Annotated in this window: 20 protein-coding genes and 1 pseudogene; 18 read left to right on the forward strand and 3 right to left on the reverse strand. The window is 70.1% G+C overall.

The features are described 5' to 3' along the window. Positions 1-2 precede the first annotated feature (2 nt). The 13 genes and pseudogenes from QCZ28_RS18655 to QCZ28_RS18715 all read left to right on the forward strand — a co-directional run bounded on the left by QCZ28_RS18655 (position 3) and on the right by QCZ28_RS18715 (position 16,224). On the forward strand, positions 3-914 hold the full coding sequence (locus QCZ28_RS18655) for a sulfotransferase (RefSeq protein ID WP_279517848.1): 912 nt from the start codon (positions 3-5) through the stop codon (positions 912-914). 95 nt (positions 915-1,009) lie between these two features. After that, positions 1,010-1,687: a hypothetical protein gene (locus QCZ28_RS18660; RefSeq protein WP_279517849.1), complete on the forward strand. Its 678-nt coding sequence runs from the start codon at positions 1,010-1,012 to the stop codon at positions 1,685-1,687. Positions 1,688-1,863: 176 nt separating this feature from the next. Continuing rightward, entirely contained in the window at positions 1,864-2,682 is an 819-nt protein-coding gene (locus QCZ28_RS18665) for a basic amino acid ABC transporter substrate-binding protein (protein WP_279517850.1), read from the forward strand. A 101-nt stretch (positions 2,683-2,783) separates the two neighbouring features. After that, positions 2,784-3,578, forward strand: a complete 795-nt coding sequence (locus tag QCZ28_RS18670; protein WP_279517851.1) for an amino acid ABC transporter permease — start codon at positions 2,784-2,786, stop codon at positions 3,576-3,578. A 4-nt stretch (positions 3,579-3,582) separates the two neighbouring features. Then, positions 3,583-4,422 carry an amino acid ABC transporter ATP-binding protein gene (locus QCZ28_RS18675; protein WP_279517852.1) on the forward strand — a complete coding sequence of 280 codons (840 nt, stop codon included), beginning with the start codon at positions 3,583-3,585 and terminating at the stop codon, positions 4,420-4,422. A gap of 293 nt (positions 4,423-4,715) precedes the next feature. Then, the gene (locus QCZ28_RS18680; RefSeq protein WP_279517853.1) at positions 4,716-5,720 is read left to right on the forward strand and encodes a multicopper oxidase domain-containing protein; all 1,005 of its coding nucleotides are present in this window, start codon (positions 4,716-4,718) and stop codon (positions 5,718-5,720) included. 23 nt (positions 5,721-5,743) lie between these two features. Continuing rightward, a complete protein-coding gene (locus QCZ28_RS18685; protein ID WP_279517854.1) occupies positions 5,744-9,679 on the forward strand; it encodes a ThuA domain-containing protein in 3,936 nt (1,311 codons plus the stop codon). An 8-nt stretch (positions 9,680-9,687) separates the two neighbouring features. Next, the gene (locus QCZ28_RS18690; protein WP_279517855.1) at positions 9,688-11,217 is read left to right on the forward strand and encodes a plastocyanin/azurin family copper-binding protein; all 1,530 of its coding nucleotides are present in this window, start codon (positions 9,688-9,690) and stop codon (positions 11,215-11,217) included. A gap of 32 nt (positions 11,218-11,249) precedes the next feature. Beyond that, positions 11,250-12,227: a hypothetical protein gene (locus QCZ28_RS18695; RefSeq protein WP_279517856.1), complete on the forward strand. Its 978-nt coding sequence runs from the start codon at positions 11,250-11,252 to the stop codon at positions 12,225-12,227. 243 nt (positions 12,228-12,470) lie between these two features. Next, positions 12,471-13,682, forward strand: a complete 1,212-nt coding sequence (locus QCZ28_RS18700) for a helix-turn-helix transcriptional regulator (protein ID WP_279517947.1) — start codon at positions 12,471-12,473, stop codon at positions 13,680-13,682. A 155-nt stretch (positions 13,683-13,837) separates the two neighbouring features. Continuing rightward, positions 13,838-14,197 (forward strand): annotated as a pseudogene (locus QCZ28_RS34535) (hypothetical protein); the annotation flags it as partial. A 360-nt stretch (positions 14,198-14,557) separates the two neighbouring features. Continuing rightward, the gene (locus QCZ28_RS18710) at positions 14,558-15,187 is read left to right on the forward strand and encodes a hypothetical protein (protein ID WP_279517858.1); all 630 of its coding nucleotides are present in this window, start codon (positions 14,558-14,560) and stop codon (positions 15,185-15,187) included. Positions 15,188-15,270: 83 nt separating this feature from the next. After that, on the forward strand, positions 15,271-16,224 hold the full coding sequence (locus tag QCZ28_RS18715; RefSeq protein ID WP_279517859.1) for a cyclase family protein: 954 nt from the start codon (positions 15,271-15,273) through the stop codon (positions 16,222-16,224). Between the two features lie 106 nt (positions 16,225-16,330). On the opposite strand, the gene QCZ28_RS18720 is transcribed toward QCZ28_RS18715, so the two are convergent. Together QCZ28_RS18720 and QCZ28_RS18725 are read right to left on the reverse strand one after the other, a co-directional pair. After that, positions 16,331-17,464 carry a DUF1996 domain-containing protein gene (locus QCZ28_RS18720; RefSeq protein ID WP_279517860.1) on the reverse strand — a complete coding sequence of 378 codons (1,134 nt, stop codon included), beginning with the start codon at positions 17,462-17,464 and terminating at the stop codon, positions 16,331-16,333. A gap of 227 nt (positions 17,465-17,691) precedes the next feature. Next, positions 17,692-18,228, reverse strand: a complete 537-nt coding sequence (locus QCZ28_RS18725) for a hypothetical protein (RefSeq protein WP_279517861.1) — start codon at positions 18,226-18,228, stop codon at positions 17,692-17,694. Between the two features lie 197 nt (positions 18,229-18,425). Between QCZ28_RS18725 and QCZ28_RS18730 the strand changes: the two genes are divergently transcribed. The 4 genes from QCZ28_RS18730 to QCZ28_RS18745 all read left to right on the forward strand — a co-directional run bounded on the left by QCZ28_RS18730 (position 18,426) and on the right by QCZ28_RS18745 (position 21,287). Continuing rightward, positions 18,426-19,682 carry an Ig-like domain-containing protein gene (locus tag QCZ28_RS18730; RefSeq protein WP_279517862.1) on the forward strand — a complete coding sequence of 419 codons (1,257 nt, stop codon included), beginning with the start codon at positions 18,426-18,428 and terminating at the stop codon, positions 19,680-19,682. Between the two features lie 57 nt (positions 19,683-19,739). After that, complete coding sequence (locus QCZ28_RS18735) at positions 19,740-20,192, forward strand: nuclear transport factor 2 family protein (protein ID WP_279517863.1); 453 nt, start codon at positions 19,740-19,742, stop codon at positions 20,190-20,192. Positions 20,193-20,328: 136 nt separating this feature from the next. Next, on the forward strand, positions 20,329-20,712 hold the full coding sequence (locus tag QCZ28_RS18740; protein ID WP_279517864.1) for a MerR family transcriptional regulator: 384 nt from the start codon (positions 20,329-20,331) through the stop codon (positions 20,710-20,712). A gap of 98 nt (positions 20,713-20,810) precedes the next feature. Next, positions 20,811-21,287: a hypothetical protein gene (locus tag QCZ28_RS18745; RefSeq protein ID WP_279517865.1), complete on the forward strand. Its 477-nt coding sequence runs from the start codon at positions 20,811-20,813 to the stop codon at positions 21,285-21,287. 31 nt (positions 21,288-21,318) lie between these two features. Here the strand turns inward: QCZ28_RS18745 and QCZ28_RS18750 are convergent, their stop codons facing one another. Next, positions 21,319-22,413 carry an ROK family protein gene (locus QCZ28_RS18750; RefSeq protein ID WP_279517866.1) on the reverse strand — a complete coding sequence of 365 codons (1,095 nt, stop codon included), beginning with the start codon at positions 22,411-22,413 and terminating at the stop codon, positions 21,319-21,321. 41 nt (positions 22,414-22,454) lie between these two features. On the opposite strand from QCZ28_RS18750, the gene QCZ28_RS18755 reads away from it, so the two are divergent. After that, complete coding sequence (locus QCZ28_RS18755; RefSeq protein WP_279517867.1) at positions 22,455-23,675, forward strand: MFS transporter; 1,221 nt, start codon at positions 22,455-22,457, stop codon at positions 23,673-23,675. Positions 23,676-23,792: the final 117 nt, after the last annotated feature.

Below are 23,792 nucleotides of genomic sequence, written 5' to 3' on the forward strand. Positions count from 1 at the left end.
CGATGCTCTCACTGGTGGTGGGCACCGGTCGCTGCGGTTCGACACTGGTCCAGGAGTTGCTCTCCCGGCATCCCGCTGTCGGCTTCGTCTCCGGCCTGGACGACAAACTGGCCCGGCTCAACCCCAAGGGCAGGTTCAACGGCCTGCTCTACCGGCGCTCGGCACCACGCCCGGCGGGGATGACCTCGCTGCGACACAGTCGACGGTTGCTGGAGCGGGGTCGGCTCCGGGTGGCGCCGTCGGAGGCGTACCACCTGCTCGACCGGCAGGTGCTCGCCGGCTTCTCCCGGCCGTGCCGGGACCTGGTCGCCGAGGACCTGACGCCGTTCGTGTCCCGGCGGTTGCGGGCCTTCTTCGACGAGCGGATCGCGCGGCAGGGCTGTCAACAGCTGGTGCAGCACGTCACCGGGTGGCCGCGCACCGGTCTGCTGCACGCCGCGTACCCGGATCTGCGGGTGGTCAACGTGGTCCGCGACGGCCGGGCGGTGGCCAACTCGTGGCTCCAGATGGGCTGGTGGGACGGGTGGCGCGGGCCGGACAGCTGGATCTACGGCCCGCTGCCGTCCGACCTGCGGGAGGAGTGGATCGAGTCCGGCCGTTCGTTCCCGGTGCTCGCCGCGCTGGGGTGGAAGATGCTGATGGAGGCCTTCGCCCAGGCCCGGCTGCGCCACCCGGCCGACCAGTGGCTCGACGTGCGCTACGAGGACCTGGTCGAGCAGCCGCGTGAGCAGGTCGCCCGGATGCTCGACTTCCTCGGTCTGCGCTGGTCGACCGCCTTCGAGAAGGGCTTCTCCCGGTACGACTTCACGGTGGGCCGGGCGGAGGCGTACCGGGACGAACTCAGCCCGGCGCAGGTCACCGCCATCGAACGGGTGCTGGAGAAGCCGTTGGCCGAGTGGGGCTACCCGGTCTAGACCCCCGCGGCCTGCGCCGCCCGGCGGACCTATCGACGTACGCGTTGGAGGACCGCTACCCTGTGGCCCCCAGACCATCGATGTGAGGAGATGCGATGGCGCGTCGCACAGGCCGGCCTTCCTACCTGTCGGACAGAGCCGACGAACGCCGTCGTCGCACAGCGCGCACCGTGGCGGTCGCGGGCGCCATCGCACTGGTCACCGCGCTGCTGGGCGGGCTCGTCGGCTACCAGGTGGGCCGTCCGGACGCCACCGAGGCGACGATCGCGAGCATCCAGGAAGCCGACGCGAAGCGGGACGCCCAGCAGATCGTGGAGCTGACCGAGACGGCCCGCCGCGTCCGCGACCAGATTGCCCCCGTCCTGGCAGCCGTCAAGGAGGAGAAGTCCGCCGGACGGGCGCCGGACGCGGGTCGGGCGCGCACCTGGCAGGAGACCATGCGCAAGGCCGCCGAGCCGTTCGCCGACCCGCCCTCGGGTAGCACCGCCACCAACGTGGCCCGGGGAGGTCTGCGCGGAGCTGTGCAGCAGGCGTCGCTCGCTGTCGACACCTACGCCTTGGCGGCCGGCGTCCCCGCCGCACACCAGGCGGCCCTGCTGGACCTGAGCACGCGGCAGGCGGACGAGGCGGCCACGGTCTGGTCGGTGGCGGCGACCCAGCTCGACCAGGTCAGCGTCGATGCCGGGCACGGCCACCAGCACGTGTTCCTGGACACAGACCCGCACGGTGGGGCCCTCACCCCGGACGGGGCGGCCGAGGGAACCGGTGGTTGAGGCAGGTTGCTGCGTGAGTGTCCGGTTCGCCGGCGGTGACTCGAGTGTCGCGCCGCCCGGGTGGCCACGGCGTGATCTGGGGGCGACGCGCCGGATCGGGTACGGTCGCTTATCGCAAAGTCTATGAACCAGATTGGCTTTCTGTGCAAGGGAAGCCGAACCGGAGGGACACAGCCGTGAGGTTCCCAAGCGCCGTCCGTCAGGCCGGCCTCGTCGTGGCCGTCGCCGCCCTCGCGCTGACCGCGGGTTGCGCGAAGAAGGACGACAGCGAGGTCCAGGCCAGCGGCGTCAAGCTGGTCGCTGCGGGCAAGCTGACCGTCTGCACCCACCTGCCGTACCCGCCGTTCCAGTCCAAGGACGCGAGCGGCAAGGTGACCGGCTTCGACGTCGAGATCATGGACCTGGTCGCCAAGGAGCTCGGCGTCGAGCAGACGATCATCGACACCCCGTTCGAGGGGATCAAGTCCGGTCAGGACCTCAACACCGGCAAGTGCGACGCGGCTGCCGCCGGCATGACGATCACCGAGGAGCGGCGGAAGGTGATCGACTTCTCCGATCCCTACTTCGACGCCACCCAGGCGATGCTGGTGAAGACCGGCAAGACCTACAAGTCGCTCGACGACCTCAGGGACAAGAAGCTCGGCGTCCAGGCGGCCACCACCGGTCGTGACTACGCAAAGAAGCTCGAGGCGGAGAAGGGCCTGAAGCTCGTCGAGTTCGAGGACCTCGCCGCCCTGCAGCAGGCCGTCGCCAACGGCCAGGTCGAGGCCGCCATCAACGACCTGCCGGTCTGGACCGAGTACCTGAAGAAGAACCCGGGCGGGTTCGAGGTCGCCGCCGAGTTCGACACCGGCGAGCAGTACGGCTTCCCGGTCAAGAAGGACGCCAACCCGGAGCTGCTCAAGAAGATCAACGAGGTGCTGGCCAAGGCCAAGCAGGACGGCACGTACGACACGATCTACGAGAAGTGGATCGGCAAGCGGCCGAGCGCCTGAGCCGCAGAGCGGCCGAGTGCCTGAGCACCGCGTAGTACCGGAGGGCGCGCGTCCCGCGCGCCCTCCGTGTCAGTAGACCTCCGGGAAGGCAACGAGCCAACGTGAAGCTGCGACGCCGCCAGCGGGAGCGGCTGTCCCTCGGGATCCAGTACCTGGTCTTCATCGCCGTCATCGCCGTGGTGGCCTTCGCCGCGGACTGGGGCCGGCTGGCCGACGCGTTCTTCCGCGTCGACATCATCAGGTCGATGTTCCCGACGATCATCACCGTGGCGCTGCGCAACACGGTCCTCTACACGCTCGGCGCGTTCGCCTTCGGCCTCGTGTTCGGCACCATCCTGGCGCTGATGCGGCTGTCCCGGGTGGCGCCGTACCGCTGGGTGGCGACGGCGTACATCGAGCTGTTCCGGGGTCTGCCCGCGCTGCTGGTGCTCTTCCTCGTCGGGTACGGCATCCCGATCGCCTTCCCGGAGCGCGAGATTCCGGGCGGTGTGTTCGGTTCGATCGCGATCGGCCTCGGGTTGACCGCCGCGGCGTACATGGCGGAGACCATCCGGGCCGGCATCCAGGCCGTGCCGAAGGGGCAGATGGAGGCGGCGCGGACCCTCGGCATGTCGCACTTCACCGCCATGCGCACGATCGTCATCCCCCAGGCGTTCCGGATCGTGATCCCGCCACTGACGAACGAGCTCATCCTGCTCACCAAGGACTCGTCACTGGCCTACGTGCTCGGCGTGACGGCGCAGACCATCGAGATCACCAAGTTCGGTCGGGACATGCTCAACGACCGGGTGAACGCGACTCCTCTGCTGGTGGCCGGCCTGGCCTACCTGGTGATCACCCTGCCGCTGTCGCAGGTGGTACGACGCCTCGAACTCCGCTACGCCAAGGCCCGGTGACCCCATGACGACCACCCCTTCCCGCCCCGCCGTGGAAATCCGGGACCTGCACAAGTCGTTCGGGCCGCTCGAGGTGCTCAAGGGCATCGACTTCGAGGTCGGCCAGGGCGAGGTGGTCTGCGTCATCGGGCCGTCCGGCTCCGGCAAGTCGACACTGTTGCGCTGCGTCGACCTACTGGAGCAGCCGACGGCCGGCACGATCTGGGTGAACGGGGTCGAGATGACCGACCCGGACGTCGAGATCGACCAGGTCCGCCGTGGCATCGGCATGGTCTTCCAGTCGTTCAACCTGTTTCCGCACCTGACCGTCCTGAACAACCTCACCATCGCCCAGCGTCGGGTGCTCCGGCGGGGCCGGGCCGAGGCCGAGCGGATCGCCCGGGCCAACCTGGAGCGCGTCGGGCTGACGGACAAGGCCGACGCCTTCCCGGCCCAGCTCTCCGGTGGGCAGCAGCAGCGCGCGGCGATCGCCCGGTCGCTGTCGATGGAGCCGAAGCTGATGCTGTTCGACGAGCCGACCTCCGCGCTCGACCCGGAACTCGTCGGCGACGTGCTCACCGTGATGCGCAAGCTGGCCGAGGACGGCATGACGATGATGGTCGTCACCCACGAGATGGCGTTCGCCCGTGACGTCGCCGACCGGGTCGTCTTCATGGACGGTGGGGTGGTGGTCGAGCAGGGGCCGCCGGAAGAGGTGCTGGGCGCGCCGAAGCACGAGCGGACCCGCGCGTTCCTCTCCCGGGTCCTCGACCCGACCCACGTCGCGCAGCTCGGCCAGCCGGACCAGGCGCCCGAGCCACCGCAGGCCCCGAGCCTGCCCGCGGACGACCGCCACCAGCTCTGACAGACATCTTCCGTACGGCTGACGCCGGGTTGCCGCAGTGACGGCAGCCCGGCGTCCGCTTGTGTGTCAGCTTCATGTCAATCGACCGACGTCGTGATGTCAAGGTAATCTTTTTGCAATCAGAGCTGTACTTTCGTCGATGGATTACATAAGTTGCTGTCATCCATCGAAAGCTTTGAGTCTTCCGAGCAAAGTACGCGACGAGCCTCACCCTCAGTCGTGCCACCGCCCCCGTGCTCGGGTCGATGCACCCTGTCCTCGTCGCGTCTTCGCCCGGTCGGGAACGGAGACCAATGGACGATCACGCTGGTGGCCCTCACCGCCACCTGTCCCGTAGATCGCTGATCGCCACCGGTGCGCTCGCCGCCGGGGCACTGGGCGCGTCCGCCCCGGCGATCGGCAGCGCGTTCGGCGGCAGCCCCGCCCGGGCCGCCGCCGGTGTCACCAAGAAGGTCACCATCTACGCCGAGCAGCTGCCCGGCAACCTGTTCGGCTACGGCCTGGCACCCGGTCAGGCCACCGTTCCGGGCCCGGTCCTGGAGATGTACGAGGGTGACACGCTGGAGATCACCCTGGTCAACACCACCGACCAGCGGCTGTCCATCCACCCGCACGGGGTGGACTACAGCACCGAGTCCGACGGCAGCCCGTTCAACGCCTCGTTCAACAATCCCGGCGAGACCCGGACGTACGTCTGGCGCTCGCACGAGATGGTGGCCGCGGCGGGCCGGCGGTACATGCCCGGCAGCGCCGGCTACTGGCACTACCACGATCACGCGATGGGCACCGACCACGGCACCGGCGGTGTCGCGAAGGGACTGTACGGCGCGCTGATCGTCCGGCGGCGCGGCGACATCCTGCCGTCGAAGCAGTTCACCGCCGTGTTCCACGACATGATGATCAACAACAAGATGGCACCGGCGACCCCGATGTTCGAGGCGAACCTGGGTGAGCGCGTCGAGTGGATCGCCATCGGCCACGGCAACCTGTTCCACACCTTCCACCTGCACGCGCACCGGTGGGCGGACAACCGCACCGGGATGTTGGAGGGGCCGAGCGACCCCAGCCTGGTGGTCGACAACAAGGACCTCAATCCCGGCAGTTCGTTCGGCTTCCAGGTGCTGGCCGGGGAGGGTGTCGGACCCGGCGCCTGGATGTACCACTGCCACGTGCAGACGCACTCCGACGGCGGCATGGCCGGGATCTTCCTGGTGCGCAACGCCGACGGCAGCATGCCGCCGGGCGCCGAGGAGGCCATCCACCGGTTCCAGGGCCACACCCACACGCACGGAAGCTGACCGAACCGAAAGTGGGGACGGGCATGACCAGAAACCTACGACGAACCCTCGCCGCGGTAGCGGCCTTCGCGACACTGATCCCGGCGACGAGCGCTGCGGCGGCACCACGACCGGCGGCCGCACCGCAGGCGGCGCAGCCCCAGAAGACCGCTGTCCTGGTGTTCCACGGGCCGGTGGCCGAGCAGCAGGACCCGGTGTCCCGTGCGGTGGACACCATCAAACAGCTCGCTGCCGGTCATGACATCGATGTCACGGCCACCACGGACCCCGGTGTGTTCACCACGGCGGGGCTGTCCGCGTACCGCAGCGTGGTTTTTCTCTCCGCGACGGGCGCCGCGCTCAACCGCGACCAGGAGTCGGCGCTGCAGAGCTACATGAAGGCCGGCGGCGGTTTCGTCGGCATCGCCGACGCCGCCCGCGCCCAGGTCGACTCGACCTGGTTCACCGGCCTGATCGGCACCCGACCGGCCGGCGCCATCCCGGTGGCCGAGCCGGTGGCCCGGGTGACCGCCAGCGGTGAGAACCCGCCCAACGAGACCAAGGAGAAGCTGACCGACGGCGACGCCAACACGAAATGGCTGGTCCGCACCCCGACCGGCTGGGTGGCGTACGAGTTGGCCGCGCCGAAGCGGGTTACCGGGTACGCGCTCACGTCGGCCAACGACTCCGCCGGCCGCGACCCGAAGGACTGGACCCTGCAGGGCTCCACTGACGGGCAGAGCTGGACCGACCTGGACCGTCGCACCGGGCAGACCTTCCCGGACCGGTTCCAGACCCGCCGGTTCGACATCGCGACGCCGCAGGAGTTCACCCGCTACCGGCTCAACGTCACGGCGAACAGTGGAGAGCCGCTGGTCCAACTCGCCGACCTGCGCCTGTTCACCGGCAGCACCACCGCCCCGGAGCCGCCCGCGGTGAACCGCGCGGTGGTGAACATCCTGGACCGCAAGCACCCGGCCACCGCGTCGCTGCCGATGACCGTCACCCGGTCCGACCGCTGGGAGAACTGGGACCCGAACCCGATCGGTACGGTGCACACGCTCGCCCAGGTGGAGGAGCGGCACTACAACCCGGGGGCGGCCGCCAACGGCCCGTTCCACCCGGTGTCCTGGTGCCGGGACTACGACGGCGGTCGGTCGTTCTACACCGGCATGGGCCACACCGAGGGCAGTTACGGCGAGGAGGCGTTCCGCGCGCACCTCTCCGGCGCGCTGAACTGGACCACCGGTCGGGTACGCGGCGACTGCCAGGCCACCATCGCGTCGAACTACAAGGTGGAGCGACTCACCGCCGCCAACCAGACCGGTCAGCTGGACCAGATCGGCGAGCCGCACGGGCTCACCATCACGCCCGACGGCACCGTCTTCTACGTCGGCAAGGCGGCCTGCCCGAGCGGCCCGATCGCGGACTGGAACAACCCGAAGGTCGGCCTGGGCTGCGGCACCATCCACTCCTGGGACCCGCGGACCAAGCAGGCCAAGCTGCTCACCACCCTGGAGGTGATGGGCAACCGGGGCAGCGGTTCCGAGCTGGTGAAGAACGAGGAGGGCCTGCTCGGCATCGTGCCCGACCCCGCGTTCGCCGAGAACGGCTGGCTCTACGTCTACTGGATGCCGCACGACTCGGTCGACCGGGTGAAGCGGGTCGGTCAGCGCACCATCTCGCGGTTCACCTACGACCGTCAGGCGCAGACCATCGACCAGGCCACCCGCAAGGACCTGTTGCAGTTCCCCGTGCAGGTCCACAGCTGCTGCCACGCCGGTGGCGGCATGGCGTTCGACGCCAAGGGCAACCTCTACGTCGGCTCCGGCGACAACAACTCCTCCGAGGGGTCGCAGGGCTACGCCGGCAACAACTGGACCCAGGAGTACGAGGGGATCTCGTTCCAGGACGCCCGCCGCACCTCGGGTAACACCAACGACCTCGCCGGCAAGATCATCCGGATCCATCCGGAGGCGGACGGCACGTACACCATCCCGGAGGGCAACCTGTTCCCGCCGGGCACCGAGAAGACCCGACCGGAGATCTACGTGATGGGCGTGCGCAACATCGCCCGCCTCCAGATCGACCCGAAGCACCAGTGGCTGACCGCCGGCTGGGTCGGCCCGGACGCCTCGTCGCCCAGCCCCACCCTCGGCCCGGCGAAATACGAGACGGCCACCATCATCACCTCGGCCGGCAACCAGGGCTGGCCGTACTGCATGGGCAACCGGCAGCCGTACCGTGACCGCAGCAACACCGACGCCACGGTGCTCACCGGCTGGTACGACTGCGACAACCTGAAGAACACCTCGCCGCGCAACACCGGACTGGTGGACATCCCGGCGGCCCGGGACAACATGATCTGGTACTCACCGGACGGCGGCGGCCCGGTCTTCCCGAAGCGCACCGACGGCAGCGGTCTGCCGACCTACGTCGCGGCCGACGCCACCTACACCCAGCCGTACCTGCGCGGCGGCGGCCAGGCCATCATGTCCGGCCCGACGTACCACCGCGACCTCGTCGACACCGACAGCGGCGTGGCGTGGCCGGAGCACTGGGACGGCAAGTGGTTCATCGGCGACCAGTCGAACGCCGCCAACCGGGTGGCGGTCACCGTCGACCCGGCCGGCGTGCCACAGGCCGCCCCACCCGTGTACGCCGAGTCGCTGCGGGCCATCATCCCGGGCGGCAACGGCGACACCAGGTTGCAGAGCTGGATGGACGCCAAGTTCGGCCCGGACGGCGCGCTCTACCTGCTCGACTACGGCGGCGGGTTCTTCAGCCTGCACGCCAACCAGAAACTGATCCGGATCACCTACACCGGCGGGGCGCCCACCCCGGCACCGGCGGCGACCTCGGTCGCCGTGCAGAACAAGCCGCTGACCGTGGCCTTCACCGGTTCCCGCTCCGGCGGCGTCAGCCACCGCTGGGAGTTCGGCGACGGCACCACGTCGACCGAGGCGGACCCCCGGCACGTGTACGCCCGGGTCGGCACCTACACCGCGAAGCTGACCGTCACCTACGCCGACGGTGAGACGGCGACGGTGCAGAGCACTGCCACGGTGGGCTGCGCGGTGCCCGACGACCGGCCCACGGTGTGGCTCGGCGACACGGACAGCGGGGTGCCCAGCCGCACGGTCGGGCAGGGCTGCACGGCCAACGACCTGATCGACGACGAGAGCACCTGGGCCGACCACGACGGTTTCGTCCGGCACGTCAAGGCGGTGGCCCAGGCGTTGCAGGACGACGACCTGCTCAGCGCCCGGGAGGCCGGCACCCTCACCCGCCTGGCCGCCGCGTCGGAGATCGGCCGGGACGGCCACACCGGGTACGAGCCGCTCTACGACGGCACCGCCGAGTCGCTGCGCGGTTGGCAGCAGGCGCCGACCGGATCGTTCGCGATCCAGCCGGACGGTTCGCTGCGGCCCAGCGGAGGTCTGGGCATGCTCTGGCACACCAGGGAACTCGGCGACTTCTCGCTGCGGCTTCAGTTCAAGGACATCGCACCGGGCACTGGCCGGGCCAACACCGGCGTCTTCACCCGGTTCCCCGACCTGCGAACCCCCCTGGAGCAGCGACCACCGGGCAGTTGCGGAACCGTCGGCTCGGCCCGGACCTCGACCGCGTGGATGGCGATCTACTGCGGACACGAGATCCAGATCTACGACGGGGACACCGGTGAGCCGCAGAAGACCGGCTCGGTCTACAACTTCGACCCGGTGCCGCTCGCCCAGGCCGGCATCACCCCGAAAAACGAGTGGAACGACTACGAGATCCGCGTCGTCGGGCAGCACTACACGATGATCCGCAACGGCGTGGTGATCAACGAGTTCGACAACACACCCGGCAAGCAGTCGTCGCGTGCCGGCGACCCGCCGACCGACCTGCGGCAGTTCCTGCGTGGCTTCATCGGTCTGCAGAACCACGGTGACAACGACCTGGCCGAGTTCCGCAACGTCCGCGTACGGGAACTCTAGGAGAGACGATGACCCGACGACTGAAGGCCGCGCTGGCGGCGCTCCTGCTCACGGTGATCCCGTTGGCAGCGGTGCCCGCCTCCGCCGCCCCGCGCGTCGCCGCCGACCAGGTGCTGACCTGGACCGCCGACGACAGCATCACCCGCTACAAGTCCGCGCCCACCACGGCGGTGGCCGGGGCGACCACGATCATCTGGGAGAACAGCGCGGCCACCGGCAACACCACCGGGATGCCGCACACCCTGACCTTCGACACCAGCACCGAGGGCTACAACCACGACGTCACAGTCAACATCCTGGCCAGCCCGTTCGATGCCAACGACGGCCGCCACCAGGCGACAGTGACGCTGACCCCGGGACGGTACCGGTACTTCTGCTCGATCCCCGGCCACAGCGCGATGGTCGGTGAGCTGGTGGTCACCGACGACGGTGGGGGCGGCGACACCACTGCGCCGACAGTGACCGGCACCGTCTCCGGCGACCAGGACCCCGACGGCAACTACCTCGGCGCGGCCACCGTGACGGTGACGGCCACCGACGCCGACTCGGGGGTCCAGACCGTCGAGTACCAGGTCGACGACACCAGCTTCCACCCGTACACCGAACCGGTGCGGGTGACAGCGGTCGGCGACCACGCGGTGCAGTTCCGCGCCACCGACCAGGCCGGCAACACCAGCGCCGTCGGCTCGGTGCAGTTTCGGATCGTCGAACCGGGTCAGGAGGACACCACCCCGCCGGAGGTGAAGGCCACGCTGGCCGGTGACCGCGACGGCGACGGCAACTACGTCGGTACGGCCACCGCCACGCTCACCGCCACCGACGCCGGATCCGGTGTCGCCACCATCGAATACTCGCTGGACGGCGCCGCCTTCACCGCGTACACGAACCCGATCGTGGTGAACACGGTCGGGATGCACATGCTGCACTTCCGGGCCACCGACGTCGCCGGTAACACCTCGGCCGAGCAGATGTCCCACTTCACAGTCGTCGAGCCGCAGGCCGAGGACACCACGCCACCCACCGTCACCGCCACGGTGGCCGGCGACCGGAACGACGACGGCGCGTACGTCGGCGCCGCGACGGTGACGATCACCGCCACCGACGCCGACTCGGGTGTGGCGACCGTGGAGTACGCGCTCGACACCGGCGCCTGGACCGCGTACTCGGCTCCGGTCACCGTCCGCGCCACCGGGGCGCACACGGTGCGCTTCCGGGCGACCGACACCGCAGGGAACGCCGCCGCCGAGCAGTCGACGACGTTCACCGTGGTGGCCGACGGCACTGACGCCTGCCCGGAGTCCGACACCCGGGCCACGGTGGTCATCGACGGTGACGACACCGGGGTCCGCAACGTCGACACCGGCAACGGCTGCACCATCAACGATCTGATCGACGAACACGCCGACTACCCCGGCCACGCCGAATTCGTCCGGCACGTCGAAGCGGTCACCACCGCGCTGGTGACCGGTGGCACGCTCGACCGGCGGCAGCAGGGCGCCATCGTCCGGGCCGCGGCCCGATCGGACGTCGGCGCATGAGTCCTCGAACCTCATCGACAGGGAGAAACACGATGCCCGGACGTACCGTCGCCAAGCTGGCCACCGTGAGCGCCGTCATCGCGGCCTCGGTGCTGGCCGTGGCGCCCACCGCACACGCCGACCTGGTCACCCACTGCATCGGCACCGGCGGTGCGGTCACCGTGCCCAACGACCTGCTCGTGCCCGCCGGCGAGTCCTGCGCGCTGACCGGCACCACCATCACCGGCAACGTCACCGTCGCGGCCGGCGGCAACCTGGTGGTGACCGGTGGCCGGATCAGCGGCGAGGTACGCGTCGCGGCCGACGGGTACCTCGACGCGACCGAGACGACAGTCGCCGGTCAGGTGGTGCTCGCCGCCGGGGGCTACGGGATCTTCCTGAAGGACGCGAGCACCGGCACCCTCACCGTCCGGCCGAAGGGCTCCACAACCATCGACAGTTTCCTCTTCGCCGAGGCGTCCACGGTCACCGGGAACGTCAACGTCAGTGCCGGTGAGGTCCGGCTCGACCGGGGCACCCAGGTGCAGCGCAACCTGAGCAGCACCGGCACCTACTACACGGACCTGCACGACTCGTTCGTCGATGGCACGCTGTCGGTGCTCAACAGCGCCACCGGCAGCGTGGTGTGCGGCAGTGCCGTCCAGGGCCGGGCCACCTTCGCCGGCAACCTGGGTGGTGTGCAGCTCGGCCCGAACGGCACCCTCGACAGCTGCGCCTCCGGCGGTTACTGGGGTGGGGACGTGAGCATCACCAGCACGACCGGTGGCGTCACGGTCGACGACAACATCATCAACGGTCAGCTGGCGGTGACGTCCAACGACCCGGCCGCACAGGTCGCCGCGAACAACCGGATCCGTGGCGGCGTGACCGGTGACCAGGCCGCGGCCACCGCCAACCGGGCGGCGCGGGTGGCCGCCCCGGACCGCGAGGAGGCCGGCGACGAGCGCGCCGAGGTACGCCGTACCTCGGCCGTACAGGAGGCCACCGAGGCGGGCGCCGCACGGCTCTAGCTCATCGACGCGACGGTGGCCGGTGACCCGATAACGGGGGTGACCGGCCACCGCCGTCGTATCGGGCCGGACCGTCGCGAGCTGCGCTTGCGTGGTGTTTCCAGGGACTTGGTGATCGGCGTGGAGGGTGGTGTTGGCAGCGCGCGGGTTGTGTCGGGCTATCAGGCGGCGGACAGCCCGCTAGTGTTTGGTGACGGCGGCCTGGCCGCCGATGGTCTGTCCTGCGCTACGAGGAGGCCCGTGATGGATTCCTTGCCGGAGTTGACTTTCGGGCAGCGGTTGAAGGTCTACCGGGAGCGGTCGGGGAAGACCCGTGCGGTGCTCGGCGGGTTGGTGGGGCGCAGCGCCGAGTGGGTCAAGGCAGTGGAGACCGATCGCATCCTGCCGCCGCGTGTGCACATGCTGGATCGGATCGCGCGTGCACTCAAGGTCGAGGTGGCTGCCCTGGTCGGGGAGTTGAGCGCTCGGTCTGCTGTGGTCAATGGGCCGGAGCATCCGGCGCTGGCGTCGGTCCGGGATGCGGTGAACCGCTTCGCGGTTTCCGACGAGGTTTCCCCGGAGTCGTTGACGAGCCTGAGAGGTCGGCTTGCGATGGCATGGCGGGCGCGTCATCAGGCGTCGGATCACCGTACGGTGCTGGGCGGGTTGTTGCCGGGGCTGTTGCGCGACGTGCAGCGCGCCGCGTTGGCGTACGAGGGTGATGAGCGTCGGCAGGCTCAGGCCCTGTTGGCGGAGACGTTCGGGTTGACGCAGATGTTCCTTGCCTACCAACCCGCTGCGGAGTTGTTGTGGCGGGTCGCGGACCGGGCGATGGTGGCGGGGCAGGAGTCCGGCGACCCGGAGGCGCTGGCGTGCGCGGGATGGTTCCTGTGCCAGGTGCATCGGGATGCCGGTGACTGGGACACCGCGATGGCGGTGACAGTGGATCTTCTGTCGGTGCTGGAGCCGCGTACGGCCGATGGGAACACCAACCTGTTGGCGCTGTGGGGTGCGTTGAACTTCGAGGCTGCCTACACCGCCGCCCGTGCTGGTGAGGAGGGGCGGGCCTGGCGATACTGGGATCGAGCGGACCGGGTGGCGCAGCGCCTGCCGCAGGGCTTCTACCAGCCGCAGACGTCGTTTTCGCAGGTCATCATGGGCGCTCACGCGGTGACCGTGGCGGTGGAGTTGCAGAAGTCGGGTGAGGCGGTTCGGCAGGCGCGCCGCCACGATTCGGCGGCGATTCCGTCGAGGCCGCGCCGGGCACGCCATCTCATCGAGGTCGCGCGGGCGCACTACGGCAAGGACGACACCGAAAGGACCGTGGCGACCCTCCGGGAGGCGTACGAGTCGGCGCCGGAGACGATCCGCTTCAACGGGTACGCCCGACAGATCACCCTGGACCTGCTCGACGGTCCGCGGTCCACCCGCGATGATGCCCGTGACCTCGCGGTGAAGGTTGGCCTGGTCGCGTGATCTAGGGGGTAGGAACCTTACCCATTCCGCACTGCGACGGTACGTAGCGTCGCCCTCACGGGATGCGGCGGGCGGTGCGGCAGTCGCCTGGTCGCCGCGTCCCCCTCAGCAGAGGGCGATGATGCCGCCCTCCTGACCGACGAGGGAGGGCGCATGCGACGCGTCTCGTACGACGAGTACCTCTCGGCCACGGCGTTGACTTTTGCCCGGCGGCATCGGCCGGTGTGGTCGTGGCAGCTCTGGCGGCGTATCTGCCGCTGCGGAGCCGACCTGCCCTGTCGTGGCCGGCACCGGATTCCGATCAGTCGGGGTCACTGGCCGCAGGTGGGCGAGCAGTGAACAGCGGCCAGGAGCAGACGATCCTCGCGGTGCACGTCCAAGGGTTGGACGGCATGTGTGTTGGTTGCCGGGCGTGGTGGGCACGGCTCACGCCGTACCCGTGCTGGCAGGTGGACTGGGCGACCAGCCGGCAGGCACGGGCGATCACGGATCGCTTCCTGGTGGGTGTGCGGTGACCGTCCACGGCCCGGTCCTGCCGATCTGGAGCTGCGGTGGCTGCGGCCTGCCCTGGCCCTGCCGGACCCGCAAACGCGAGCTGCGCGCGGAGTATGCGGATGCCCCAGTGTCGCTGGCTCTCTACCTCGGGTCCTACCTCGTGCAGGCGACCGAGGACATGCCGTGGACACCGGCCGGCGTGCTGCACCGCCGGTTCCTCGGCTGGACCAGGGATGCCGAGCTGCCGAATCCAGCAGTACCGCAACAGTGCCGGTCCGCCCGAGCCGAGCCCTAGTCGACCGACGCCCTGGCCGGGCCCGTGCCGCCGCCACCCAGCCTGTGCTTGTGTGGCGGTGCCGGCATTGGAAGAATCCCGGGTCATGTCGGAAGATCATCAGCCGGAGCCCGGCGAGGACGAGACGGACATCGAGAGCTGCGTCGCCGAGTGCCCGATCGACGCGGAGTTGGCCGGTCAGCTCATCGGGCTGGCCGACCTGCCGTGGCACGACCCGGGTGTCACCAGCCAGGCGATGCGGGACCTCGGCTGGACCACCGACGGGGTGCCGACCGACGAGGCGCGATTCGTCACCGCGGCCGGTCACGCCGTCTACACCGACTACGGGCTCTACCTGCCCTTCGTCCACTACTACGTGGTCGGCGGAGAGCTGTGGCCGGACGACTTCTGGGGCTCGCAGCCGGGCTGGTCGAGCCATCGGGGCGCCGGCCGTCCGGAGTTCGAGGCGTCCGTCGACGCGGCCATCGACCGGTTTGCCGAGCGGCTCGGCCCACCGGAGTGTGACGTCCGGACCGAGGGCAGGTACCTCGCCATCGGCAGTTACTCCTGGCGGTACGCCGCCTGGCGACGGGGCGGCACCATCCTCGTGGTCGGGCCGGCCCTGGACGGCTACTCGTACGGCCAGGACGAGGAGGCCGTCGTCTACGTCGGCGAGTTCGCCCCGGACAGGCCGTTCCCGGCGGCCGCCGACTTCCTCAACCTGCTGCGCAAGTAGGTCGGCGGGGCTCAGGTGCTCCGGCGGCGGATAACCTGATCTGCGGTGTCTCGAAACGGGTGACCGGAGGAGTCGATGCGGGGATGACGACTGGGCGACCGATCCCGACTGAGGACGACGTGCTCGGATACTTCGACACGCTGTCGAACTGGGGACGGTGGGGCGACGACGACGAGCGCGGAACGCTGAACCACATCACCGACGACGTGCGGCTGGCGGCGGCGCGGGCCGTACGCCACGGCAGGAGCGTGTCCTGCGCGTGGGAGGTCGCCGTACCGAGCGACATGGACCGGTCGACGACGGTCTGCCCGTGCGCCGCCGACATGCCGGGCGCCGAGAACATGCCGGCGCACTTCCACGCCGACCGGCGCTGGGGTTTCTCATCCGAGCGGCTCGGCATCACGTTCCACGGCAACACCCTCACCCACCTCGACTCGCCGTGCCACATCTTCTGGGACGGCGCCCTGTACAACGGACGGCCGCACTCGTCTGTCGACGCCGCGACGGGTTCGGCGTGGGCGGCCGTCACGGCGGCGGCGGACGGGATCGTCACCCGGGGTGTCCTGCTGGACGTGGCGGCGGCCCGCGACGTGCCGTGGCTGGCACCGGGGCAGGGGGTGTTTCCCGACGATCTCGACGAGGCCGAGCGTCGCCAGGGCGTGCGGGTGCGACCCGGCGACGCGGTACTTCTGCGCACCGGCTACGGCCGTTTCCGGCACGAGAACGGTGCGGCCAGCGGTTTCACCCAGGCGGGCTGGCACGCGTCCTGCCTGCCGTGGCTGCACGAACGCGGCGTCGCGCTGATCGGCGCCGACACCCCACAGGACGTTCAGCCGTCGGGGTACGACGCCGTGTTGATGCCGGTCCACGCCGTGAGCCTGGTGGCGATGGGCCTGTGGCTGCTCGACAACTGCGATCTGGAGGCGTGCGCGGCGACGGCCACCGAACTCGGCCAGTGGGACTTCCAACTGGCGGTCGCGCCGGTCCGCTTCGCCGGCACGTCCGGCAGCCCGGTCAACCCGATCGCCACCTTCTGACCCGGCGACGCGAGGTCTCCGGCTCGCGTTTCGGCCTGGTCGCCGAACCGTCCACCGGAGACCTCGCTACTCTCGATCGCCAGCCGGCGACGATTCGCGGGTCAGGTCAGAAATTGCCGGCCGAGTTGCACTTCACGCCCTGGTCGAGGCAGTTGCGCACCCGTGCGGCGAGCGCCTCGTCCTTCCACGCGTTGAAGAAGTCCGCGTGCATGGAGAAGGACGTGCCGGAGGCGAGGGTGATGCCGTCGGTGTTCGCGCTCAACGGGTACGAGATCACGAAGGAGACCGACGGGACGGGCACCGGGTGGCTCTTCGGGCACGCCCCGGTGTGGTCACCGTTGGCCATGTGCGCCTTGTGGTCCGGGCTGTCCAGGTGCTTGCCGTCCCAGCAGTCCGGGAAGGTGATCTGCCGGACGATGTTCGCGGTCTTGGCGCAGACCGGGAACGTCTTGTCGGCGCTGCGGCCGATTTCGCCGCCGATGCCGGCACACCAGAAGTGGTTGCCCTGCTTGTCCGGGGTGTCGACCTGGTTCTTGGCGTTACCGGTGATCATTCGCAGGCCGAACGGGAAGGGCTGGGTCTTGCTCGGATCCTTCAGGCGGGAACCGTAGTAGACGGTCACCTCCTTCGGGTCCACGACCTTGCCGTTCTGGTACATCGTCGGCACCCAGTAGGCGGACTGGTCGTCCGGTGAGTTGCAGGTGGTCGCCTTCGCCGCCCGCAGCGATGCGGCGGTCGAGTTGGCGTCGGTCGACCTGTTACCCCAGAACGTGTGGTTGTGCGAGCCGCCAACCAGCTTGGGCAGCACGATCGGGTCGTCGCTGTTGTGGTGGCTGGTCGTACAGCCGACGTTGAACTCGGGCACTGTGACCGGGTTGCCGGTCACCGGCTTGGGCTTGCGGGCGAAGAAGGCCTTCGTCGCGGCGGCCTGCGCGGCCGCGTCGATGGTGATCCAGCCGCCGGAGACGGTGGGTGGGGCGGTGCTGGTCGCCGGGGTCGCCGGTTTGCCCGGCACGGACGGGGTGGCCGACGGGCCCGGGGCGCCCGGGGTGGCCGACGGGTCGCCCGGTGCGGTGGCCGTCGGCGCGGCCGGGCCGGGCGAGCCGGTGCCGGTGTCGCTGGACGGGCCGGACGCGCCAGGAGCGGCAGGTGTTTCCTTGCATCCGGCGGCGAGCGCCACGCTCACCACCAGCAGGGCGGTGACCCAACGGCGGTGTCGAGGGGTGGATGGATGATTCATCAATGGGGGCGCACCTTTCTTCCGAGCCCGAAGAATACGAGTCGGCCCCCTGCTCGTTTCCCACTGAAACGATTAATTCTCGCTTAAATAGCGCTCAGCGATTGCCTGGTCGGCTTTGTGGAGTCGTTTCGATGTCGACTCCATCTCAATTCTCTGTCTCTCTTCGAAAAACTGTAATCGGCGGCTGCGGCGGCACTCCACCTTCCGGGCCGGTCGGCGGGGCCCGGTCAGCAGCTGTCGCGCGCCTTGCGCAGGAACGTGTCCCGGGAGACGACCTTCGTCGAGTCACGTCCGTGCGGAGCGAGCACCTGGTCCGGCCCGAGGCGCGGCAGGTCCGCGAGGGTGAAGTCCACCGAGATGGCGTCACGGCGACTCGACCCGCTGACGCTGTAGGTGACCTCGGGTCGAAGTTCGGTGAGCGGCTCGACGTCCACGTCCATGCCTGCCTCGGCCGCAGGGAGGTCGACAGGGTCGGCGACCTTCCAGCCCTGTGGCGGTTGGCCCAGCAGGGCGACCTCCACGACCTCGGTCGTGGGCCGGCCGTTGACGCTCCACCTGATCAGGGGGCGAGCGGACGCATCGTTGGGGTGGTCGTTCTCGAACACGCCGAGCTGAGCGAAATCGTCGTCGCAGGTGACCAGCACGCCGACCGGTCGGCCATCCTGGACGGCGAGAGCGACCAGCGGCTCATCTGCCGGGGTGCAGGCGGTCAGCAGGATGAGGGGAAGCGGTAGCAGAATCCATGGACGTCGTCTTCTCCGCATGTCGGCAGCATTCCATGACACCATCACGCTTCGCTGTCCCGCCGGTCACGAAAGGGCGGCGCACCGGCGGATCCGCGTCGGGTGTCTTCCTGCGGCACAGTCCCACCTTCGTTGCGTGATTCCGAGAAACAGCGCACCGCGTCGCCGGCGCGGAGAGAATTGCCGCCACGGAGAACACGAAAGCCGGGGGACGTTGGATGGGGACACGAAGGCGCGTGGCGCTGGTGGCGGTGACCGTCGCGGCGACACCTCTGGTCCTCGGCGGGTGCACCGCCGAGCGGAAGCCTGCCGCCCGCCCCGGCGAGCACGTGGCCCCGGCACCGGAGCTGACCGTCGCGCCCGCCGACCTGTCCCGGGACGTGCCGCTCAGCGCCGAGGTGGTGCCGCTCGTCAGGGGCGGGAAGATCACCGCCGTACGTCTGGTCGACGACACCGGCACGCTGGTCAGCGCGGAGCCACGGGAAGACCAATCGGCCTGGGTGCCGACCGCTGCGCTGCGGCCGCGGCACACCTACACCGCGATGGTGACCGCCACCGCCGACTCGGGGCGGACCACCACCCGCACCACCACCTTCACCACTGCGGCGGCGTCGACGAAGCCGCAGGTGACCAGCACCTTGTCGATCGCCGACAAGCGGACCTACGGCACGGCCATGCCGGTGACCATCGGCTTCGAGCCACCCATCGCCCGCCAGGCCCGCGCCGACGTGCAGCGTCGGTTGTTCGTCACCACGAACCCACCCCAGCCGGGGGTGTGGTCCTGGGTGGACGACGGCAGCCAGGTCTACTACCGGGCTCGCGACCTCTGGCGGCCGGGCACGACCATCAGTGTCCGGGCCGGCCTGGCGGGTCTGCCGATCGGCGGGAGTCACGTCGGTGACGCCGACCGCACCGCGACGTCCCGGATCGGACGGCAGGTGGCGCTCGAAATCGACAACGCCACCAAGCAGATGCGCGTGCTGCGGGACGGCAAGCTGATCCGCACGATCCCGGTCAGCCTGGGCAAGCGGGGCACCCCCACGTCCAGCGGCAAGATGGTGATCATGGAGAAGCACCAGCAGACCACGTTCGACACGCGCGGCGAGCCGAACGGCGGCTACGTGGTGGACGTCGCTGACGCGCAACGGCTCACCTGGGGCGGCGAGTTCATCCACGGGGCGCCCTGGTCGGTGTCGGATCAGGGACACCGGAACGTCTCGCACGGCTGCACGAACATCTCGCCGGCCAACGCCGACTGGCTGATGGGCGTCACCCAGGTCGGTGACCTGGTCACCGTCACCGGCACCGAGGTCCGGCTCCAGGCGGGCAACGGCTGGACGGCCTGGAACACCAGTTGGGGCCAGTTCATCAAGGGCAGCGCACTACCCGTACCCGCGGACCTTCGGGCGGCGCCGCCGCCCCGCGCGGTAGCGGACGGTGCACCGACGCCGGGGCCGTCCGCCGCTGGCGGCTGAACCACCGGCGTCCGGCGGCGGACGCACCGCTTGTCCGGCGGCTCTACCCTCCGGGCCATGACGTACGAGCCGATGATGGTGCCCGGCCCGAGGCCCAACCGGACGCTTCGCACCGTCCTGATCGTCGTCGGCGCCCTGCTGGCGGTGTGCTGCGTGGTCGGCACCTGCGTCGGCCTCTGGCTCTACCGCTCGGTCAGGGGCTCGGTCGAGCCGGTCCGGGCGGCCACGACGGCGTTCCTCGACGACGTGCAGTCCGGCAACTATCCGGGCGCGTACGGGCAGCTGTGCGAGCAGGTGCGCGACACCATGACGCAGGACGACTTCGCCCGGGTTCAGGGCGCGCAGTTGAAGGTCCGCAGTTACGAGATCACCGGGGTGAACGTCAGCAACTACAACGGGCGGGTCACCGCGACCGCCCACGTCGAGGCGGTCCAGGAGGTCACCGGCGCGCAGTTCAGCCAGGTGATGACGCTGGTCAAGGAGGACGGCGAGTGGCGCGTCTGCTGTTGAGGCACCGCGCCGTCGCGGGTCCGCCTGACGGCCTCCGGGCCGGTTGGGACGAGCCGTACGCGAGCTACGGTGCAACCTGACGTTCATGTGAGGGGCAAGGTTGGGTGACTGGCGTCACCAGCCGGGGGAGGGGTCCATGCGGATCGGGGAACTCGCCACGAAGACCGGGGTGTCGGTACGAGCCCTGCGCTACTACGAGGAGCAGGGCCTGCTGACCGCCGCCCGGAGCGCTGGCGGCCAGCGCCACTACCTCGACGAGGCCATCGACCGGGTGTATCTGATCCAGATGCTGTACGCCGCCGGCCTGTCCAGCCGGACCATCCTGGACCTGCTGCCCTGCGTCGACGCGAAGGTCAACACACCGCAGTCGCGGGCCATGCTCCGCGCCGAACGCGACCGCATCGAGCGGCAGATCACCCAACTCCAGCAGGCGCGCGAGCGGCTCGACAGGGTCATCGCGCTCAGCGAGACCCCGGCCAGCGGTTGCGCCTACACGGACACCGACACGTCGGTGTCGTAGCGCTGCGGCGAGCGGGGTGCCGTCCCCGTCGCGGGAGCAGTCGCCGTACGACCAGCCGGCCGATGTGTCATCGACGCGGCTCGGTCTAGGTTGGGGGCATGCTGGTGCGAACCGGATGGACCATGCCCCACCCGGCCGAGGTTCTGTGGCCGGCGCTCTGTGACTCGCGCCTTGAGTTGCAGCCACGCTGCCCGGTGTTCTACCTGGGCACACCCCGACCCACCTCGTGCCGGCTGCCGGACGGCCCGGGCGAGGTCGGCGCCTCCCGGCAGTGTGTCTCGGAGCAGGGCGTGGTGCGGCAGCGGATCACGGTGTGGGAGCCGCCGAGCCGGTTGGCGTTCCAGATGGAGTCGACGGACCTTCACTTTCACCGTTTCGTCGACCATCTCGGCGACCTGTTCGAGCTGGTCCCGGTCAACGGTGGCACCCGGGTCATCCGGACCACGACGGTGACGGTTCGTGGGTACGGTCGCGTGGTGCTCGCACCGGCGCTGTGGGTCGGGCTGAAGTCGGTGCACCGCTTCGTGTTCCGCAACTGGCAGAAGATGGCGTTGTCGCCACCCGCCGTCGCGTGAGACGCCGGCTCCCGGCGCCGGTGGTCGGCGGTCAGCCCGCCGCCAGCGCCGGGATGCCGTAGTGCTGGTCGAGGACCTGTATCGCGGCGCCCGCGGCGATCACGTCCGCGCCCAGGCTGGACACTGTCACCCTCGTGCTGAGCCAGGCCGCGCGCCGTGCGTCGGCCTGCACGGCCCCGGTGACCGCCGAGAGGTAGGTCTGCGGGTGCCGGAGGAGGTCCGCGCCCGCCAGCACCACGTGCGCGAGGTCGAGGGTCTGGAGCAGGTTGACCACGCCCACGGCCAGCACCCGGGCGGCGTGTGCGACGTCCCCGGCCTCGGCGGCGTGCTGGTGCACGATCTCCAGGCACCCGTTCCGGCCGCAGACGCAGCGGGGCCCGGTCAGGTCGACGACGGTGTGGCCGAACTCGCCCGCGTTGGTGTGCGCCCCCCGGTGGGTCGCGCCGCCCAGCCGGAAGCCCGCACCGATGCCGGACTCGACCATGATGAGGGCCGCGTCGCCGAACGTCGCGCCGTGCCGCCAGGCCTCCGCCGTGATCCCGGCGGTGACGTCCTTGTCCAGGTGGACGGGGAGGCCCAGGTGCTTCTCGGCGATCTCACGCAGCGGTACGTCGTGCCAGTGCCGTAGGCCGTGGGCGTCGCGGACCAGGCCGTTGGCGTGGTCGAGTGGGCCGATCATGCCGATGCCCAGCCCGGTGAGCCGGCCCCGCAGGTCGCCGACGCCGGCCATCGTGTCGACGCCGGTGGCCAGGGCGTCGAGGAGCTGCTCCGGGGTGAAGTCGCGGGGCAGCGGGCTGACCGCCGAGTGGTGCACGGTGCCGGCCAGGTCGACCAGGACGAGCCGCAGTGTGCGCCGGGCCACGTGCGCGCCGATGGCGTACCGGCTGTCCGGGACGAGTTCGTAGACGACGGCGGGCTTGCCGATGCCCGGACGTCGGACACCGGCGGGGCGGATCAGGCCGTCGGCGGCCAGCCGGGCGATGACCTTGGAGACCGCCTGTGGTGTCAGGCCGGTGGCCTCGACCACCGTGGCCCGCTCGAAGGTGCCGGCGGTACGCCCCACGGCCATGACCAGTGCCTGGTTGTAGCCGCGTAGGAAGGTGACGTCGGCAGTGACGCGAGTCATCTCACCACCCTATTACGCAACGCTGTTGCTAAATTTTTTCGGTGATCGAGTTGAGCAGAGGTCGGCGGTTGGCGGCACTGGCCGCGCTGGCACTGGGTGGCGTCGCGGTCGGCCTGACCGAGTTCGTGGCGATGGGGCTGCTGCCCGACATCGCCCGTGGTCTGCTTCCGCACGAGTACGCGCAGTCGTCGTCCGACGCGGTCGCCCGCGCCGGCTGGATGATCACCGCGTACGCGCTCGGTGTGGTCGTCGGCGCGCCGCTGATCGCCGCGTTGAGCGCGCGCCTGCCCCGCAAGAAGCTCGTCCTCGGGCTGCTCGTGCTGTTCGCCGTCGGCACCGTCGCCTCCGCGATCGCCCCCACCTTCGACCTGGTGCTGGTGGCCCGGTTCGCGGCGGCGCTGCCGCACGGCGCGTACTTCGGTGCGGCCGGTCTGCTCGCGGCGACACTGATGGGCCCCGGCAACGAGGCGCGTGGGTTCGCCACAGTGCTCGGTGGCCTGACCGTGAGCAACCTGGTCGGCGTACCCCTCATCACGCGGCTCGGGCAGGCGGCCGGCTGGCGGGTCGCGTACCTGGTCATCGCCGGCTTCTTCCTGCTCACCCTGCTGGCGGTGCTGGCGGTCGTGCCGGAGGTCGCCGCGGCGGTCGACGGCTCGCCGGCGGCCGAGCTGCGGGCGCTGCGGACCTCGCAGGTCTGGCTGGTCGCCGCGACCGGCGCGGTCGGTTTCGCCGGCTTCTTCGCGGTGAACACCTACATCGCGCCGGTCACCACCGACGTCACCGGTCTCTCCGCCGCGACGGTGCCGTGGGCCCTGGTGGCGGTGGGTCTCGGGATGACCGTCGGCAACGCCCTGGGCGGTTGGTTGGCGGACCGCGACCTGCGGCGCAGCATGGTCATCGGCTTCGTGGCGATGATCGTGAGCATCGCCGTGTTCAGCCTCGTGGCGTCGACCCCCGTCGGTCTGTTCGTGGGCGCGTTCCTGGTCGGCGCGACCAGCCTCTATCTCGGTCCGGTCCTCCAGGCGCGCCTGATCACCGTCGCACCGGGAGCGCAGTTGATGGGCGCGGCGCTCAACCAGTCGGCAATGAACATCGCGAACAGCCTCGGCGCCGCCCTGGGCAGCGTCGCCATCGCCGCCGGCCTCGGTTACCTCGCGCCGGCCCGGGTGGGCGTCGTCCTGGCGGTCGTCGGGTTGGTGCTGGGGCTGGTCAGCTTCGCCGTCGGGCGACGACAGCGGGTGCGCGTCCCGGCCACCGTCTGACGCCCCCCGGGCGGATCCCGTCCACCCTCGCGGGTCGAGGTGGCCGGGCCGCCCCGGGGGACGCCGTCAGAAGTCGCCAACGGTGACCGTCACCCGGTCGGTGCTCGACTTCCAGTA

Source organism: Micromonospora sp. DH14, from assembly GCF_029809455.1.
Lineage (GTDB): Bacteria > Actinomycetota > Actinomycetes > Mycobacteriales > Micromonosporaceae > Micromonospora > Micromonospora parva.

Bases quoted from the DNA above. Each gene is read 5' to 3' on its own strand.
- QCZ28_RS18680 (WP_279517853.1), top strand. From the start codon at position 4,716: ATGGACGATCACGCTGGTGGCCCTCACCGCCACCTGTCCCGTAGATCG.
- QCZ28_RS18695 (WP_279517856.1), top strand. From the start codon at position 11,250: ATGCCCGGACGTACCGTCGCCAAGCTGGCCACCGTGAGCGCCGTCATC.
- QCZ28_RS18660 (WP_279517849.1), top strand. From the start codon at position 1,010: ATGGCGCGTCGCACAGGCCGGCCTTCCTACCTGTCGGACAGAGCCGAC.
- QCZ28_RS18750 (WP_279517866.1), bottom strand. From the start codon at position 22,413: ATGACTCGCGTCACTGCCGACGTCACCTTCCTACGCGGCTACAACCAG.
- QCZ28_RS18730 (WP_279517862.1), top strand. From the start codon at position 18,426: ATGGGGACACGAAGGCGCGTGGCGCTGGTGGCGGTGACCGTCGCGGCG.
- QCZ28_RS18700 (WP_279517947.1), top strand. From the start codon at position 12,471: ATGGATTCCTTGCCGGAGTTGACTTTCGGGCAGCGGTTGAAGGTCTAC.
- QCZ28_RS18725 (WP_279517861.1), bottom strand. From the start codon at position 18,228: ATGCGGAGAAGACGACGTCCATGGATTCTGCTACCGCTTCCCCTCATC.
- QCZ28_RS18720 (WP_279517860.1), bottom strand. From the start codon at position 17,464: ATGAATCATCCATCCACCCCTCGACACCGCCGTTGGGTCACCGCCCTG.
- QCZ28_RS18710 (WP_279517858.1), top strand. From the start codon at position 14,558: ATGTCGGAAGATCATCAGCCGGAGCCCGGCGAGGACGAGACGGACATC.
- QCZ28_RS18685 (WP_279517854.1), top strand. From the start codon at position 5,744: ATGACCAGAAACCTACGACGAACCCTCGCCGCGGTAGCGGCCTTCGCG.
- QCZ28_RS18715 (WP_279517859.1), top strand. From the start codon at position 15,271: ATGACGACTGGGCGACCGATCCCGACTGAGGACGACGTGCTCGGATAC.
- QCZ28_RS18735 (WP_279517863.1), top strand. From the start codon at position 19,740: ATGACGTACGAGCCGATGATGGTGCCCGGCCCGAGGCCCAACCGGACG.
- QCZ28_RS18690 (WP_279517855.1), top strand. From the start codon at position 9,688: ATGACCCGACGACTGAAGGCCGCGCTGGCGGCGCTCCTGCTCACGGTG.
- QCZ28_RS18740 (WP_279517864.1), top strand. From the start codon at position 20,329: ATGCGGATCGGGGAACTCGCCACGAAGACCGGGGTGTCGGTACGAGCC.
- QCZ28_RS18745 (WP_279517865.1), top strand. From the start codon at position 20,811: ATGCTGGTGCGAACCGGATGGACCATGCCCCACCCGGCCGAGGTTCTG.
- QCZ28_RS18655 (WP_279517848.1), top strand. From the start codon at position 3: ATGCTCTCACTGGTGGTGGGCACCGGTCGCTGCGGTTCGACACTGGTC.
- QCZ28_RS18675 (WP_279517852.1), top strand. From the start codon at position 3,583: ATGACGACCACCCCTTCCCGCCCCGCCGTGGAAATCCGGGACCTGCAC.